General features: G+C 44.2%; 11 protein-coding genes. All 11 read right to left on the reverse strand.

Annotated elements, in window-relative coordinates; genetic code table 11:
- Positions 1–21: 21 nt before the first annotated feature.
- The 11 genes from AC0VYE_RS31615 to AC0VYE_RS31665 all read right to left on the reverse strand — a co-directional run bounded on the left by AC0VYE_RS31615 (position 22) and on the right by AC0VYE_RS31665 (position 17,515).
- Positions 22–975, reverse strand: coding sequence for a hypothetical protein (locus AC0VYE_RS31615; RefSeq protein WP_475444723.1), 954 nt, complete (start codon positions 973–975; stop codon positions 22–24).
- Between the two features lie 290 nt (positions 976–1,265).
- Positions 1,266–2,381, reverse strand: a complete 1,116-nt coding sequence (locus AC0VYE_RS31620) for a glycoside hydrolase family 88 protein (RefSeq protein WP_179089751.1) — start codon at positions 2,379–2,381, stop codon at positions 1,266–1,268.
- Between the two features lie 9 nt (positions 2,382–2,390).
- Positions 2,391–4,241: a DUF2264 domain-containing protein gene (locus AC0VYE_RS31625; RefSeq protein WP_475444726.1), complete on the reverse strand. Its 1,851-nt coding sequence runs from the start codon at positions 4,239–4,241 to the stop codon at positions 2,391–2,393.
- A gap of 16 nt (positions 4,242–4,257) precedes the next feature.
- The gene (locus AC0VYE_RS31630; protein WP_475444728.1) at positions 4,258–5,862 is read right to left on the reverse strand and encodes a response regulator transcription factor; all 1,605 of its coding nucleotides are present in this window, start codon (positions 5,860–5,862) and stop codon (positions 4,258–4,260) included.
- Positions 5,837–7,642, reverse strand: coding sequence for a cache domain-containing sensor histidine kinase (locus tag AC0VYE_RS31635; protein WP_475444730.1), 1,806 nt, complete (start codon positions 7,640–7,642; stop codon positions 5,837–5,839). The genes AC0VYE_RS31630 and AC0VYE_RS31635 overlap by 26 nt, the downstream gene beginning before the upstream one ends.
- Positions 7,643–7,752: 110 nt before the next feature.
- Positions 7,753–9,111, reverse strand: a complete 1,359-nt coding sequence (locus AC0VYE_RS31640) for an ABC transporter substrate-binding protein (RefSeq protein ID WP_475444732.1) — start codon at positions 9,109–9,111, stop codon at positions 7,753–7,755.
- Between the two features lie 121 nt (positions 9,112–9,232).
- Positions 9,233–10,057: a carbohydrate ABC transporter permease gene (locus AC0VYE_RS31645; protein ID WP_339205323.1), complete on the reverse strand. Its 825-nt coding sequence runs from the start codon at positions 10,055–10,057 to the stop codon at positions 9,233–9,235.
- A gap of 21 nt (positions 10,058–10,078) precedes the next feature.
- Positions 10,079–10,987 carry a carbohydrate ABC transporter permease gene (locus AC0VYE_RS31650; protein ID WP_475444735.1) on the reverse strand — a complete coding sequence of 303 codons (909 nt, stop codon included), beginning with the start codon at positions 10,985–10,987 and terminating at the stop codon, positions 10,079–10,081.
- Positions 10,988–11,227: 240 nt separating this feature from the next.
- The gene (uvrA, locus tag AC0VYE_RS31655) at positions 11,228–14,110 is read right to left on the reverse strand and encodes an excinuclease ABC subunit UvrA (protein ID WP_339205325.1); all 2,883 of its coding nucleotides are present in this window, start codon (positions 14,108–14,110) and stop codon (positions 11,228–11,230) included.
- Between the two features lie 19 nt (positions 14,111–14,129).
- Positions 14,130–16,130, reverse strand: a complete 2,001-nt coding sequence (gene uvrB / locus AC0VYE_RS31660) for an excinuclease ABC subunit UvrB (protein WP_076266604.1) — start codon at positions 16,128–16,130, stop codon at positions 14,130–14,132.
- Positions 16,131–16,354: 224 nt separating this feature from the next.
- The gene (locus tag AC0VYE_RS31665) at positions 16,355–17,515 is read right to left on the reverse strand and encodes a response regulator (RefSeq protein ID WP_475444738.1); all 1,161 of its coding nucleotides are present in this window, start codon (positions 17,513–17,515) and stop codon (positions 16,355–16,357) included.
- Positions 17,516–17,623: the final 108 nt, after the last annotated feature.

The raw sequence follows: 17,623 nt of genomic DNA on the forward strand, positions 1-17,623 counted from the left end.
CTCCTATTATTTTTGATAGACTTACGACATAAACGTTATTTTTGGAAACACCTCCTTATTAAATTCAATCTTCGTCTGTTTCAAACGCTTGCTCACTTCTTCTTCTAGCCGCTCCTGCACATACAGTTGAATGACGGCGTTCTTAACATCCTCATACTTTTCAATGCCTTTATCTCTCTTTGCTAGAAGCCTGTACCTATACATTCCCTCGCCTGATTGATCGATATCGCTATACTCGCCTTCCGAGAGGCCAAGAAATAGGGTGTAAAGATTTTGCGATAGTGTATCCTCTTTGGAGGTTTCCGCCAGATTAAGTGTCAGCTGCTCCTTCATGTCCGCTTGGCTATCCATGGAAATTTTCTCGTAATCAAATTCATACCCTTTGTGAAAATACTGCTGCTTCACCTTGTCATAATAAAGTTTAAGCTCTTGGTCGGGCAGCGTACTTTGCGCTTCTTTCGCCCATTTATCGATGAGCTTCTGAACGTTCATGCTTTGATAATAGGAGTAGTACTCTGCTTTCCCATACTTCTTGGGGCCGTAGATAGGCTGATTGTTAGCTGCTTTTTTTGCTCTATCCTTATTTTCGTGATCATAGCTCTTCAAGAACGCTTCGTAAGAAATGTCACTGAGGATACCATTCTCCTTCAAAATGATTTGCTCCATTTTCACCTTCACAAGCTCATCCATAGCTTTTTGCTTCGCATACTCCAGCGGGTTTTCACCGTTGAAAGATGCTGCCCAAAAATCCTTGTCATAATCGGCATTATAAGTTCGCTTGAAATAACTTGTCGTTAGAGCCTTGTTGCTTTGTAAAAAAGCTTGAAATTCACTTTCCGATACATCGTAATTATCGATCGTAAACGCTGTCTTATCCGCAGGGTTTAGAGCAGGCATGTTACCCAGCGATAATGCTCCAGCAATAAGTACAATAAGCATGCTGCATACGACGAATAACAGCTTTTTCCCTTTCACGTTCTCCTTGCCTCCTCCCTCTATGTAAGCACTTACAATTAAACTTTGTACTATTATAGACAGAAACCAAACTTCGCTATAATGAACAGATTTGACTGATATCGTATAATTTTTACCTATTGCAAAAAATGCAGCTAAACCTCTTTGCCAAACTAGCAATGCAGATGAATCTTGACACCCTACACAGAAAAGAGGCTGCCGCTAAAGGTTATAAACCTAAAGTGACAGCCTCTTCTTATAGGGGTGGACAAGATCATTCAGCTAAGCTTGTTTCTAAGCATCTACATAGGCTACCAATACCCTTTAATGCCTTTGTTCATGCGAATTAACGCTTCTAAATAATAATAATCGCCCCAAATCATATAATCATCCGGCGCACGATCGCCCCGCACATGATAAGAGCCATGCTTCAGCAGCCCCTCCGCATTCGGAAGATCTGTTGTTGCATAATGCTGAGCTAATGAATTCATGCTGCTATGAATGGCCTTTTCGAATATAGCAAGATCGGCATCCCCTTCAGCAAGCAGCTCCATCAGCTCCAACATGCCGCATACTGCAATAGCCGATGCTGAGCTGTCACGAGGCGTATCCCATTCCATCGGTACATCAAAATCCCAATAAGCGACATGATCCTCGGGCAAATGCTCAATAAAGTAATGAGCCAGCCGTTTGGACGTCTCCAAAAAAGCGGCATCCTTTGTATAGCGATATGCGAGTGCAAATCCATAAATGCCCCAGGCTTGCCCTCTTGTCCAAGTCGAGCCATCCTCATAACCTTGATGAGTCCCGCCTCGAAGCGCATGCCCCGTCTTAGGATCGAAGTAAAACGTATGATACGATGATCGGTCGCCACGAACTAGAAATTTTTGACTGGCACAAGCATGTTTGTAGGCAATATCATAATATTTTTGTTCGCCGGTCTGTTCGTAAGCCCAGAACAACAGTGGAAGATTCATTAAACAATCAATGATCATTCGTCCCCCGTTTTCCGGGTCATCCTCTTTGCCCCAGGCTTGAATGATCCCTATCCTCGGCCGCCAGCGTGAATAGAGCCTTTCAGCAGCTTCAAGCGCCACCATACGGGCCTCTTCGCTTCCTGTCACTCGCCACTCTGCAACGGCTGACAACGAATATAGGAAACCAATATCATGATGATCGAGTGCTACATGGCGATCAAGCCGATCTTTAAAGTTCGGCAAAAAGGACTCAGCTGCTTCCTTATAGAAAACATCTTCACTAGATTCATAGGCAAGCCACATCATGCCAATATAAAAGCCTTCGATCCAGTCATCATTTTCTCCCCACTCATAACGCTGCCCCTCCGAAATATGCGGCAGCTTGCCGGGATGTTTACCTATATTTTGTTTCACTTTAACTATCGCATCGTCAATTGCTGTTTGCCACATCACTATTTATCACCTCAGAAAAATGTCATTATGAATTATATTTCCGATTATCATTTTCCCCGAGCTATCCTGCTCAACGCTAGGAGGGCTTGACCACTCCAACTCGTTCTCTTTGCTATTCGTCGCACCAAAGACAGCGGATATGATTACATGCTCACCTTGTTTCAAACGAGCGGTTAGCGTTGGTATCATCGTTCGAGGCTTAAGCACATTCGTATTCGCCTCTGGATAAACCATCATCGCTTGTTCGAAGCCGGAAATGTTAATCATTCCGCTCATCCCGCCTGGCATTTTTGCCAGCACGGCTCCCGTTATCGTTAGGACATCAGCTTGTTCCTTTGCGTCTCCTGCCAACGTCTGAATCGCAAATCCGCCCTCGGCGACATCAAGCTCGCGCTCCGTCTTGATTCGATGTACACGAACATGCCACAAGCCCGCCGGTATAATCCATGTCTGTACCTCCACATTTGCCCATGGCAGCCAGCGGGAGTAGACCGATTGCTCCTGAATTCGAAACTCCTCACAAAATCGCCGGACACGATAATGCTCATCACATTCACTTAGCGCAAGTGTCGAATCATATGCCCCCTGCGTAAGCCCGTAGTAACCTTTTGGCACACTGAAGCCGAATAAAGTCGAGTAGGCGAATTTCGAATATTTTGCCGCGCTATGCGACATATCGAAGTTAGCCATTTGGCCTGAGCCATAGGCAATAACATGCTTATGACCTTCCGGACGGCTAATGGTCATACGTGCATGCGGCTGAGCGACAAGCGGCTTAAGCTCCGGCAATGCCTCTTCCTCTGCCTGCCAGAAGGGATGCTCATCCGGCAAAGCTAAAATAAGAAATGCTTTATACGACCAATAAGGAGATCCTGGCGCATTATAGCCTTCGCCCATCAGTAAATTCGGATAAGCATATCCGATACTTAGCAAACCATCAGGCGTAAAGATCGGCTGTGAGAACCACCAGCGCAAATGGCGCATAATAATGCCTTTCATCACTCCCATGGAGAAAGGCAGCACATCCGCAAATACTAACGCACTCCAGAAAGAAACTTGTGCAAAACGATACGTGAGGCTGCGCCCGAATGGGATGCTGCTTCCATCCTCCGCGAACCAATGTATGAATTCCTGAGCGAATAGGCTTGCGCGCTCACGGTAACGCGCAGCCCGCTCCGCATCCTCTTTCTCCATCAGCTTGGCATAGAGGAGTCCATAATAATGCATGGCAAACGGAATATAATAGTCCCGCTGATCCGTCTTCCCATCCGAATACCAGCCGTCGCTTAAGTAATAGGAATCAATAGTGTCCAGGTAGTTGTCCATTATGTCCTGATCATGCGGCAAACCTACTTTTTGGAAGCCCACATTCACTAGTACCGTAAACATCAGCCAGTTATTCGGATTGGAACGATCAACGAGATTTATTTGATTAAGCCAGCGGTATACATTGTCTTTTTGCTTGTCAGTTAGCGGTTCCCATATTTTATGGGGAGCAAGCGCGAGTCCTAAGCCAAGAATAGATTGCTCTACCATTCTCTGGTCTTTCGTTCCGAAACTGCCCCAATACTCCTCATGATCCGGATCGGTTCCGTGAATAATGCCCTGTACATACATCGGCCACAGATCTGATTCTCCCCCGCCGCAGGCATGCGGAACTAGTCCCCATAATGGACGGGCAAAAGCTTCCATCAAGGCAATAGCTTCACTATGAATCGCTCCTGTCGCACCGAGATCCAAACCTGCGTATCCGGGAGTGAATCGCTCCTTCAACGGTTCAAAAGCCTCGCTAACCGTTTGCTGCAAATCTGCTTTCGATTGTAATCTCACCTGATCTAATTCTCTCGTTGCTGCCATAAAAGCTCTCTCCGTTTCACTCAAAATGACCTTTGCTCCAAACCGAATATTCGCTAGGTCTCATGCCCATCTCACGTTTGAACAACTTAATGAAATAACTTTTGTTGGCATAACCCAAATAATCGGAAATCTCTTCAACACTTTTGCTGGATTGCTGGAGAAGCTCCTTCGCTTTCTGAAGCTTGACCATATTGACATATTCGATGAAATTTTGATTTGTCTCTTTTTTAAACAAGCGGCTAAAATAACTGGAATTCAAGTTCAAATGGTTGGCCATATCCTCCAGCGTCATTTTCTCCGTTACATGCGACACAACAAATTGCTGTGCCTTGATCACTTCCGTACGTTTAGAGCTGATCGCATATATACTTAGCCTTCTGGATAGCTCATTTAAATGCTGGATCATCCATTCTTCCAAATGATCTAATGTCTCAATCGCATTCACCGCATCGTACAGCTTCTCTTCCGATAAGAATGGGTGATACTGCAGTGTAACTTTTGTTTTCATTTGCAGATCCATAAGCAGCTGCAGCACTAATTCCTTTACGTTGCTCGGATGAAACCTTCTTGCTCGAACCTCATGCGTCCACTCCACAATCGTTTTCCGCAGCTCGTCTGGTTCATTTAAAGCGATGCTTTGATTGATGCTCGCAAACAATTGAGAATAATCTGTATACATATCATCTTTGGAGAATGACACCACTCCGAAATTGTGTACTGCCGATTCTTTGAGATAAAAGCAATGCTCCGGCTCTTTCAGCATCGGAAGCAGGACCCCTTGCATTTCTTTTGGCCCTCTCGTTTCTCTTCCTTGTATACAGGAAACGGATATTTTTAAATACTTGTAGATCACGGCAATAGCTTCCTGCATCGCATAATAAATCTCTTGCTGCTCTTTGGCTGGATCATTGCTGCCGTACAAAATAACTAACTGCTTATTGCTATAACGAAAGGTCACCCAACGTGAAGCATCCAATAAGTCGTGCAAGACGTTTTCAACGGAGAATGCAATCGTATAATCGTTCAACTTCCTATTGCTTGCAACGGTCGACATGCGATCAATAATAACGACTAGTGGAATATAGCTTTTGGCATCGAGTGAAATACCGTTCGTCCGAGCTTGCTCCAACCATGCTTCCTTTGTCCAATAGGATTGAAACAAGGTGTCTTTCAAAAACTTTTCTTTAAACGCGGATTGATTCTTTTGCTTGTACAACACCATATCCGTCGCTTTTTTGTTCTCTAATTGCAAATCGGTCACGATATTTTTCAATATGGCTTGTAATTGCTCGACATCCAAGCTTTCTTTCAAAATATAATCTTTCACATTCAATTTCAGCGCTTGCTGTGCATATTTAAATTCATTATGGCAGGACAGAACAACGGCTCTGCCTTTTGGATTAATTTCACAAAACTTCTCAAGCATCTCAAGCCCGCTCATTTTTGGCATGCCAATATCGGTTAGTATAATATCGGGCGGACTCTGGCATGCTGCCTCCCAAGCCTCAAGACCGTTTGAATAACAGCCGATCAAATGGATATCAAGTTCATGCCACAAAACAGTTTGAGAGAGATAACGTACTACCGGATAATCATCATCCACTAGAATTGCCGTCAACATGCTGCGCACCTGCTCTCTTACACTCGAATGGGAATATTAATGTTATCTTCGTTCCGACACCTGACTCGCTTTCAATTGTGGTTTTGACATACTCTCCATAAACGAGCCGCAGCCTCTGAAACACATTTTTTACGCCGATGCCCGAAAAGCTTTTATTTTCGCTTTCCTGCGGGTCGCGTATATCCTCACTTTTCGCTTGAAGCTCTTTCAGCTTATCTTTAGTCATTCCAATTCCGTTATCTCGCACCACAATTCGAAGCAGCTCACGTCCATTGTCATGCTCTTTGTTCGCATCGATAAATATTTCACCGTCAAATTGTTCGAATCCATGAATGATCGCATTCTCTATTAACGGTTGAATCATGAATCGCGGAACCAATGCCTGCTCGCAGCCAGCCTCAAAGTTATAAGCGACTCTTACTTGATTGGCGTGTCGGAAATTCATAAGCTTTACATAATGGAGCACGGTGTCTCCCTCTTCCTCCAGAGGAATAAACTCGTTATCCCGATTAATCGTCATTCGCAATAAAGAGGAAAGCGATTTGATTAATTCTGCATTCTCCTGATCCCCTCGAATTAGTATATTGAGCCTTATCGAATTGAGCAGGTTAAACATAAAATGCGGATTAATTTGAGCCTGAAGCATTTCTAGCTCCGCTTTTCGTTTCTTCGCCTGCTCTAATGTAATTTGCTCGAACATCTCTTGAATGCGATCCAGCATAAAATCTATCGTTTTCGCTAAATGACCGACTTCGTTATGCCCGCGTATATTATTGCGCTCGTCGAGCTGGCCACGTCCAATTTTCGTAACAAACACGCTTAAATCACGAATAGGCTTCGTTAACGCAGATATTCGAATCGTCAACAGCACAAAAAATAACGAGAAGAACAAGGCTTGAACGATGAAGCTAACGAACAACACCTGTTTGTTCTTATCAATGGCCGCAGACATTGGAATAAGGCTAACGACTCGCCAATCGTTGCTCTCTAATTTTTGCTCGACATAAACATATTTTTTTCTTTCGATTTCGATCGTTCGGCCCATTCCCTCCGGCTTCCACCAAAGCAGCTTTTCTCCTATTTTGGATGGATTCGCTTGCGAGATCACGACGCCGCTTGAGTCTAACAAAAACATTTCCTGATTTTCGTTTGTTGTAAGATAGGGGCGTATTAAGCGCTCATTTATATTAACGATCATATAGCCAATTGGAATACTTGCCGTCTTCTTGATCGGTCTTCCCATCGTTACGTAATTCGTCGTCATCTTATCTGTTTGAATTTGTTCGCCAAGCCAATAGGTAGAAAATATCGGCAGCTCATTTAATTGATGAAACCATTTTCTCTCATACCACAGTCTCGGGTTCAAATCACTGTGTGAATAGTTTGTATAAAAGGGTTCCTTCACCCCTAAAATCGTAACTTGAAAATCATTTTTTTGAATAAAAAGATCATCCAAAATTCGTGACAGCTTACTGAAATTAACCGCATATTCCTGCTTTTGCTCCTGCAGCGTTAACTCAGCTTTGTTGACCATTAGCATTTGACGTATTTCAGCGTTCATTAACACAAAATTCGATAAATTCAATGTCTGCTCAAACACGCTGTTAATTTCTGATTTAGCAACCTTGAGCGAATCTTCCGCATTCATGACCACTTTGTCCAAAATAATATCTTTCGTTAAATAGTTGGTGACGAGGTAAATAACAGCAAGCGGAATGACAAAACAAATCAATGCTGACCAAACTAATTTCATCCGTAATGAATCTTGTCGAATTAACACAAGTGCAGGCCTCATATCTGAATAGAATAGGGACAGAAATTGATGCTCTTTCTGTCCCAAAACATTGTAAGCCCTTTAATACGAAAGATCAATTTCAATAAAACTCGTCATTAATTTCCGTTATTCTTAACAACCTCTGCGATATTTTTATCAATGTTCGCAATCGTTGTATCCACGTCTTGTTTGCCTAAGATATACAATTCCGCTTCTGGAATAACTGTATTTTTCGCTTCATCTGCATATTTGGCAGGTACTGGCGCATTTCCTGGAACCGTAGTGTTCATCGTGTATTTCAATGACTCTACATCGATTTTTGAAGGATCTTTTGCAGCCGCCACAATGGTATCGATAAGCTTGCTGGAATCAGACTTCGCCCAGCCGGAGAATACACGGCCGCTGACAGCAAGACCTTCAGAGGTATACCATCTTACAAAGGTATAAGCCGCTTCTTTATTTTTCGATTTCGCCGCAACTCCCATATAAGTCGGTTGTACTGGGGAATAATGTTTGCTTTCGCCATCCAATTTCGGAAGCGGTGCGAATGCAGTTACGAAATTAGCTGGAATGGCATCCGTACCTCCGGACTCAGCTACCATCCAGTCACCCATCGGCAGCATTGCAGCTAGACCGTTGAAATATTGGTTACGGTAAGCAAGCTTTTGTGAAATAATATCCTCGTACATATTAGCGCTCTTGTCTTCGTACATCATTTTTTTCATCATTTCCAAGTTAGCTTTAAGCACAGGGTCCGTCGCATTGGATGTGCCGTCCGCTTTCAGGAATGTATTTTCCGAAGGCTTGCTCATCATTTGCAGCTGGAAGTAATCCGGCCAGTTATGCAAATAAGCTCCATAACGTTTCGTTGTTCCTTCGCCCTTCGTTAGTTTTTGCGCATATTCCATAAACTCTTTCCAAGTCCAGTCCGTTGGAACAGGCAATCCAGCCTCGTCGAGCATTTCTTTATTTAGTAGCACGAACCAACGCTGCATGGAGGAAGGCAAAGCGTAAATTTTATCGTTTACCTTCGTGTCTACAAGGTACTCGTCTTCGTATTTATAGCCATCCTTTTCGATATAGCTATCCAAAGGCTCGAGCAATCCAATATCGGCGCGCTGTGAATAGTTCGTGTAAGGCAATTCGATAATATCAAGCTGATCATTGGATGCAGCCATTAGATCCAGCTTTTGCATGGAAGCAATGGAATCGCCTTTTTCATTCAAGAGGTCAAGTTCTACCTTAATATTCGGATGTTTTTCTTCAAAAGCCGAAATAACTTCCGTCCACTTTGCCTTGCCGTCCGTTTGCCACGTGCTTAGCTTCAGTGTTACTTGCTCTGCTGCTGGCTCTTTTGGAGCATTAGTCGCGTTTGTCGCGCCGCCAGCATTTGAATTTCCACCATTATTGCCCCCGGAACAAGCCGATGCGAATACTGCTAACCCCAATAACATCATCGATAATCTCTTTTTCATCGTAACCCTCCTAATATTTATAACACGACTAGTTATGAAAACGTCTACAAACAAATCCTACCACGTTCATTTCTGATTCGAAGTTCCCATATTTTACTGAAGAGAAACTATTTTGACTTTGTTACCCTTTTACACCGCCAAGAGAAATGCCTTCGATAACCTGTTTTTGACCAATCGCAAAAATAATGAGCAAAGGAACAATCGCTGATACAGCGCCAGCCATCATAAGGGAGTAAATATCACCATATTGGTCTCCAAAAAGCCTAATGCCCAGCTGAATCGTAAATAGATCCTTCGACTTCAAAAAGATAAGCGGATACTGGTAATCATTCCATGTCCATATAAATCGCAGAATCGCGTAGGTCGCTAGACCCGGACGAATGAGCGGCAGCGCAATTTGAAAAAAGGAACGGAAATGGCCTGCACCATCCATGCGCGCTGATTCCATATATTCATTATTTACGCCCATAAAAAATTGTCTGAGCATAAACGCTCCAATAATACTAAAGCTGTTAATAAGAATAAGACCAATATGCGTATCGATAAGGTTCAACCAGTTGAACAATAAAAATTGCGGTACCAACGACGCTTGTGGCGGGACCATATATAAGGCAAGAACAAGAAGGAACATCGTATCTCTGCCTCGGAAACGCAGTTTTGAAAAGCCGAACGCTGCCAGTGCACATACGAATACATTGATCACGGTTGTCGTTAAAGTAATGTATATGGAGTTCGTGTAATACCGGAGAAACCCTCCTGTCCACACTTGTTTGTAGTTTTCGATCAGATGCCACTTCGTTGGAATCCATTCAATTGGAAAGTTGAATACATCTGCTTCCGGCTTGAATGAGGTGGTCAGCATCCACAAGAATGGGAGCAGCGACATCATGCCGAAGGCTGCCATAATAATTGTCCATACGATTTTGGACACATTCACATTTTTCATTGCCAATTCCTCCTTCCTGAATTAATAATTCACCCATTTTTTTTGTGCGAGCATCTGCAAGCCCGTTATAGCTAGGCAAATGACAAAAAGTACGAGAGCCATACTCGATGCGTAGCCTGTTTTTAATTGATTGAATGCCGTGTCATATAATTCATATACGATAACGGTCGTTGAGTTAGCGGGACCACCCTGTGTTAACACTTGAATCAAATCGAAAATTTTGAAAGTACCAATAATACCAGTTACGAGCAGGAAGAACGTAGTTGGCGATATGCAAGGCACTGTAATTTTACGGAATTTAGTCCATGTATTCGCACCGTCAATGTCAGCTGCTTCATAAAGATCTTTCGGTATGCCCTGCAAGCCAGCTATGAAAATAATAATGTTATAGCCGAGCAGAATCCAAATTTGAATCATCATCAACGATGGCATCGCATAGTCGATATCGGCCAGCCACTTCGGTGGATTCTCGAATCCGATCGAAATTAAGAAATTGTTTACCGGTCCATACGAAGGATGGAAGAGCACCTGCCATACCATAGCTACAGCCACAACACTTGAAATGTACGGTAAAAAGTAAACGACTTTAAACATATCCTTCAAGTACACATGCTTATCAATAATGATCGACAGCACCAATGCCAGTACGATCGTAATGGGCACCGTAATAATGAAGATGAGATTGTTTACTAAACTTTTCATAAAAACAGAGTCATTAAACAGCCGTTCAAAATTATCAAAACCTATAAATTTTATTGCATCAATTCCCGCAACAAAATTCCAACTCGTAAAGCTGAGCAGCAGTGATCCTAATACAGGAATCAATGTAAGTACAACGAGTCCGATCATTAAAGGAGCAACGAATAAATAGCCTGCAATTTGCTCCCTTGCTCCCATACTGAGCTGGACTAACGTTTTTTTCTGTCTCATGAAGCTCCTCCTTCAAACTTTGTTTATATGCTTCATTTTAGAAAAAAAACGGGAGGCTCATAAGAATTAGATCTTTGTATTTTGGAACATATTTTACTTTTTATCTGTTCACACGTTTTTTGAGCAGAATTTCTTTCGTTTATTCTTAATCGTTGTTTCATTTAATTTAGGTTGAAAATATGCAAAAAAAAGAAGGAGCAAACTGAGTAAATACTCAGCTTGCTCCCTCTTTTCACTTCATTATTCGGCTGCCGCAGCAACCTTTAGATTCTCTTTATGACGTGCTGTTGTACGTTCGCGATCACGCTCAAGAATCGGTTTTAAATATTTACCCGTATACGATTGCTCAACTTTGATAACCTGTTCCGGCGTGCCTGTTGCCACAATCATACCGCCGCCATTGCCGCCTTCTGGACCTAGATCTATCAAATAATCCGCCGTCTTAATGACGTCCAAGTTATGCTCAATAACGAGTACGGATTCACCTGAATCAACCAAGCGGTGAAGAACGGTCAACAATCTGTCGATGTCATGCACGTGCAAGCCCGTTGTTGGTTCATCCAAAATGTAAAGCGTCTTGCCCGTGGAACGACGATAAAGCTCAGCAGCCAGCTTAACGCGCTGCGCTTCACCACCTGATAATGTGGTAGCTGGTTGACCCAGCTTCATATAACCAAGACCAACATCAAGCAGCGTCTGTACTTTCCGATGAATACGAGGAATGTTCTCGAAGAATGAACAACCGTCCTCAATGGTCATTTCCAGCACTTCCGCAATATTTTTACCTTTGTATTTCACTTCCAGCGTCTCTCGATTATATCGTTTACCTTTGCAAATCTCACAAGGCACATAGACATCAGGAAGGAAATGCATCTCAATCTTAATGATTCCATCTCCGCGACAGGCTTCACAGCGTCCGCCCTTCACATTGAAGCTGAATCTTCCCTTCTTGTAGCCGCGTACTTTCGATTCCGTCGTACTCGCATACAAATCACGGATATCATCAAATACCCCGGTATACGTAGCTGGATTAGATCTTGGCGTTCGGCCGATTGGCGATTGATCAATATCAATGACCTTCTCCAAATGCTCGATGCCTCGCATTTCCTTGTACTGTCCAGGACGCGTCTTCGCTTTGTTCAAATCACGCGCTAACGTTTTGTACAAAATTTCATTAACGAAGGTCGACTTCCCAGAACCCGAAACACCGGTTACCGCTGAGAATACACCAAGTGGAATCTTTACATTTACGTTTCTTAAATTGTTTTCCTTCGCGCCACGAACCTCTAACCATTTGTCGCTCGTCTTGCGGCGTTCGGAAGGCACTTCAATAAACTTGCGTCCACTCAAATATTGACCCGTCAATGAGTTTTCATTCGCCATCACTTCCTCTGGCGTACCTTCTGCAATGACCATGCCTCCGTGTATACCCGCTCCAGGCCCGATGTCGATAATATAATCGGCTGCCAGCATCGTATCCTCGTCATGCTCAACGACGATGAGCGTATTTCCAAGGTTGCGCATATGCTCAAGCGTCTCAATCAAGCGATCATTATCTCTTTGGTGCAGCCCAATGCTTGGCTCGTCCAATATATAAAGGACGCCCATAAGGCTTGAGCCGATTTGCGTTGCCAATCGAATACGCTGTGCTTCTCCGCCCGACAGTGTACCCGCTGCGCGGCTTAAAGACAAATACTCTAATCCTACATTCACAAGGAAACCTAGTCGGCTGTTGATCTCTTTCAAGATTAAGTTTGCGATTGCTATTTCCTTCTGAGACAGCTTTAACGAATCAAAGTACCGCTGTGCATCTCCAATAGATAAGGAGGTGACTTGGGAAATGTGCTGCGCGTTGATCGTAACCGCTAATGTTTCCTTGCGAAGACGTTGCCCCTTACAGCCAGCACATGGCTTAGCACTCATATAGTTCTCAATATGCTCGCGCATCATATCCGATGCGGTATCTCTATAACGCCGCTCAAGGTTATGAACGATGCCTTCGAATGGAACATAAGCCTCTTTGCGGTGCCCAAAATCGTTCTCATATAGGAAACGAACACGCTCTCCGCCTGTTCCATATAATATCTTCTTCATCTGCTCCGGCTCAAGCTCGGATACCGGCACATCCTGCGGTATGCCATAATGCACGCAAACCGCACTTAGAAACTGCGGATAATAATTTGACGTACTGCCCGCCCAAGCAAGGAAAGCAGCATCCGCAATCGACTTGCTCATATCAGGTACGAGCAAATCTGGATCAACGATCATTTTCATACCTAAACCATCACAATCCGGACATGCCCCGTAAGGGCTATTGAACGAGAACATGCGTGGCTCCAGCTCTTCGATACTAAAACCGCATTCTGGACAAGCCAGATTCGAGCTGAATAGAAGCTCCTCCTGATCGATGATATCAACGAGCACGCGGCCCTCAGATATTTTCAGTGCAGTTTCGATTGAATCCGCCAGCCTCGTTTGAATATCTGATTTCACGACGATACGATCGACAACCACTTCAATACTGTGCTTTTTATTTTTTTCCAGCTCAATCTTCTCGCTGAGCTCTCGCAATTCGCCATTCACACGTACACGAACAAAACCTTGCTTCTGAATGTCAGCGAGCAGCTTGGTATGCTCGCCTTTGCGGCCTGAAATAAGCGGAGCCAAAATTTGCAGCTTCGTCTTCTCCGGATATTCCATAATTCGGTCAACCATTTGCTCAACGGTCTGCGACGTTATTTCGATCCCATGCTCTGGACAATGCGGCTTGCCGATACGGGCAAATAAGAGCCGCAAATAATCATAAATTTCAGTAACCGTTCCGACCGTAGAACGCGGATTGCGGCTTGTTGTCTTCTGATCAATAGATATAGCTGGTGAAAGCCCATCAATAGAATCAACATCCGGCTTTTCCATTTGCCCAAGAAATTGGCGTGCATAAGCGGATAATGATTCAACGTAACGACGCTGTCCCTCTGCATAGATGGTATCAAATGCAAGTGAAGATTTACCGGAGCCGCTTAACCCCGTCAGTACCACAAATTTGTCGCGCGGTATCGTGACGTCAATGTTTTTTAGATTATGGGCGCGAGCGCCCTTCACAACTATTTTATCGCTAGCCAATCGTTTCTCCTCCTACTTCTTAGCCCATCTCGGCACGCAGTTCAAGCAGCGCATCCCGCAGTTCTGCTGCACGTTCGAACTGCAAGTTTTTTGCTGCGTCTTTCATTTCCGCTTCCAGCCTTTGAACAAGCGCCAGACGGTCTTTCTTGGTCATTTTGTCCACGCCAGCACCGGTTAAGTAGTCGGCTTTCTGCTCGGCTACCTTCGTCGCTTCAATTACATCGTGAACCTTTTTCTTTATCGTTTGCGGCGTAACGCCGTGTTTCTCGTTGTATGCCAGCTGAATGGTACGACGACGCTCTGTTTCTTTGATCGCGCGATCCATAGAATCGGTAATCTTATCACCATACATGATGACGCGCCCTTCACTGTTTCTCGCCGCACGTCCAATCGTTTGAATAAGCGCGCGATCCGAGCGAAGAAACCCTTCTTTGTCCGCATCGAGAATCGTAACGAGCGATACCTCAGGCAAATCGAGGCCCTCTCGAAGCAGGTTGATTCCAATGAGCACGTGGAAAACGCCGAGCCTAAGGTCACGCAATATGGCCAATCGCTCCAACGTCTTAATATCGGAATGGAGATACCTTACCTTAATGCCTATCTCCTTCATATAATCGGTTAAATCCTCTGACATCTTCTTCGTCAGCGTTGTAACAAGAACCCGTTCATCCTTCGCAATGCGATCCCGAATCTCGTTCAGCAAGTCATCGATTTGTCCCTTCGTTGGGCGGACATCAATAATCGGATCAATCAGACCTGTAGGACGAATAATTTGTTCAATCATTTTGTCGGTATGCTCAATCTCATAAGGACCTGGCGTTGCGGATACATAAACGAGCTGCTTGGCCTTCGCCTCGAACTCCTCGAAGCGCAGCGGCCTGTTATCCATCGCTGACGGAAGGCGGAAGCCATGATTAACAAGCATCTCTTTACGCGCCCGGTCACCATTATACATCGCTCGAATCTGTGGCAGCGATACATGGGACTCATCAATAACAATAACCATATCATCAGGGAAATAATCAAGCAGCGTATAAGGCGTTGCCCCTCGCTCTCTGAAAGTGAGCGGTCCCGAATAGTTCTCAATGCCTGAGCAAAAGCCCATCTCCGCCATCATTTCCAAGTCATAGCGCGTCCGCTGCTCCAGCCGCTGCGCTTCGAGCAGCTTGCCTGCTTCGCGGAGCTCGGCGAGTCGTTCCTCCAGCTCCCTCTCAATATTGACGAGCGCTACCTTCATCGTCTCTTCTTGTGTAACGAAGTGAGAAGCAGGGAAAATGGCAATATGATCGCGTTCGCCAATGATTTCGCCGGTGAGCACATCAATTTCTGAAATGCGCTCAATCTCATCGCCAAAGAGCTCTACACGAATAGCCCGCTCATTATTGGCGACTGGGAAGATCTCAACAATGTCGCCGCGAACACGGAACGTTCCGCGCGTAAAGCTGATATCGTTGCGTTGATATTGAATATCGACCAGCTTATGCAGAATCGCATCCCGCGACTTCTCCATCCCTACACGGAGCGAAAGCACAAGGCCGCCGTATTCCGTCGGAGATCCGAGACCGTAAATACAGGAAACGCTCGCTACGATGATCACATCACGGCGTTCAAACAAAGAGCTCGTCGCTGAATGTCGAAGCTTATCGATCTCATCGTTTATGCTGGAGTCCTTCTCAATAAACGTATCGGTTGAAGGGATGTATGCTTCCGGCTGATAATAATCATAGTAGCTCACAAAATACTCTACTGCATTGTCAGGGAAAAAAGTTTTGAACTCACTGCACAGCTGTGCTGCCAGCGTCTTATTATGGGCAATTACAAGCGTTGGTCGGTTTAGCTTCTCGATCATGTTCGCAATTGTGTACGTCTTGCCTGTACCCGTTGCTCCCAGAAGCGTCTGATGTCTCTTTCCTGCATGAATACCTTCTAGAAGCTGTTCGATTGCCTTTGGTTGATCGCCTTGCGGCGTATAATCCGATTTTAACTCAAACAGCCTTGTTTCTTTTGCGAGCTCACTCACGCCTATCATCCACCCCCATCATTCCGAAATATATGCTCTTATCATTATAGTCAAATATAGTCATTTCATTTCATCTGATATTTCAAAATAAGAATGTTTGTTCCCATCTATTATAACGTTATCCTTAAAGTCGCGCAACGTCGGAAAACAAAAAAAGAATACATACAGCATAGTCAGTTGCTCTCCTGTGCTGATGTATTCTCATTTATGCTGTTGTTCCTCTTTCATAAAAGCATTTCCTTGCCGTTTTTCTTCTCCTGCCATTGCTTGTACCACTCCGTCACCTGCAAAGGAAGGGTAAGTCCCAAATCATTTTCTATCGTTTGAAGAAGACGCTCATAGTGGAAAGTCACCTTATCGTAACAGCCCAGCTCATCATAAAGCCTCATCACGATCAGCCCCTCCTCCACCTCGTAAGGGTCCAACGTTTGTATTCTTTCATACAATTGCAATGCATCGCTTGTTCGATCGCCGCGCTCCAAATAATAAGCAGCTAACATCCTCGCCAAACTCAGCCATAACTGACGCAAACGCTCTCGCTCATACTCCGCCCATAGATATCCATAATCCTGTAAATAGTCGCCCTCATATTCACCCAGCAGCCGCAATGCCTGATCCTGATCCTCAGAAATCGAACCGCTAAGCTTAACCATTCCTTGCTCCCACTGCTCCAAATCTAGAACGACTTGACCCAAATCGAGAATATAACCTTCTTGAATACTGGAATTATGAATCGTTATGTTCATGTTCATTTTCTGAAGACATTGCCTAATTTGATAGATAGCCGTGTACAGTTGTGTCATCGCACGCTTCATATCCATCTCCGGAAAAAATAAATCGAGCAGTATCGACTTGTGTACAATTTGCCCGCGGTGATGCAGCAGATAACAAAAAAGCTCCTGGGCTTTAGCCGTTCGCCATTTCGGCAGCTCTGGAGACTGTCCATGGGAGGATTGAAATCGCAGCGTTTTAAAACAATAAACGGTCTGCTCCTGCTTCTCGATTTCTTTCGACAACGGTTTTGTGCTCCTGCGCTTCAATAAACGTTCAATTGTTATCTCCACGCGCGATTTCTGAAGCGGTTTTAACAAATAATCAACTGCATTCAGCTCAAATGCCTTTATCGCGTATTCATCATGCGCCGTGACAAAAACGATATCTGCTTGCGGACATGTCTCTTGAATAAGCTCTGCTGCTTGAATGCCAGATAATTCAGGCATATGGATATCTAGAAAAACAACATCAGGCTGCAGCTCAATCGCCTGCTCCACTGCTTGTTTTGGATTTTGAAACACATCAATGCTCGTAATTTCCATCGATTGGCGGAGCACCCGCTCCAGTTGAACGAGAGCCAGTCTTTCATCATCGATTACAAGAACCCTCATTTTTCTACACTCCTATCACGTTCACAATCATCCAAATTTGTTTACAATTAGAAATTTTCGTTTATCTATTTTCATATCGGCTTTTTTCCCAAAATCATTCATGCTTTT

It is taken from the genome of Pristimantibacillus sp. Z349TD_6 (assembly GCF_056173205.1).

What these genes read in the sequence shown, in the direction of transcription:
- AC0VYE_RS31645 (WP_339205323.1), bottom strand. Translation starts at nt 10,057, where the DNA reads ATGAAAAATGTGAATGTGTCCAAAATCGTATGGACAATTATTATGGCA.
- AC0VYE_RS31665 (WP_475444738.1), bottom strand. Translation starts at nt 17,515, where the DNA reads ATGAGGGTTCTTGTAATCGATGATGAAAGACTGGCTCTCGTTCAACTG.
- AC0VYE_RS31620 (WP_179089751.1), bottom strand. Translation starts at nt 2,381, where the DNA reads ATGTGGCAAACAGCAATTGACGATGCGATAGTTAAAGTGAAACAAAAT.
- AC0VYE_RS31625 (WP_475444726.1), bottom strand. Translation starts at nt 4,241, where the DNA reads ATGGCAGCAACGAGAGAATTAGATCAGGTGAGATTACAATCGAAAGCA.
- AC0VYE_RS31640 (WP_475444732.1), bottom strand. Translation starts at nt 9,111, where the DNA reads ATGAAAAAGAGATTATCGATGATGTTATTGGGGTTAGCAGTATTCGCA.
- AC0VYE_RS31630 (WP_475444728.1), bottom strand. Translation starts at nt 5,862, where the DNA reads ATGTTGACGGCAATTCTAGTGGATGATGATTATCCGGTAGTACGTTAT.
- AC0VYE_RS31650 (WP_475444735.1), bottom strand. Translation starts at nt 10,987, where the DNA reads ATGAGACAGAAAAAAACGTTAGTCCAGCTCAGTATGGGAGCAAGGGAG.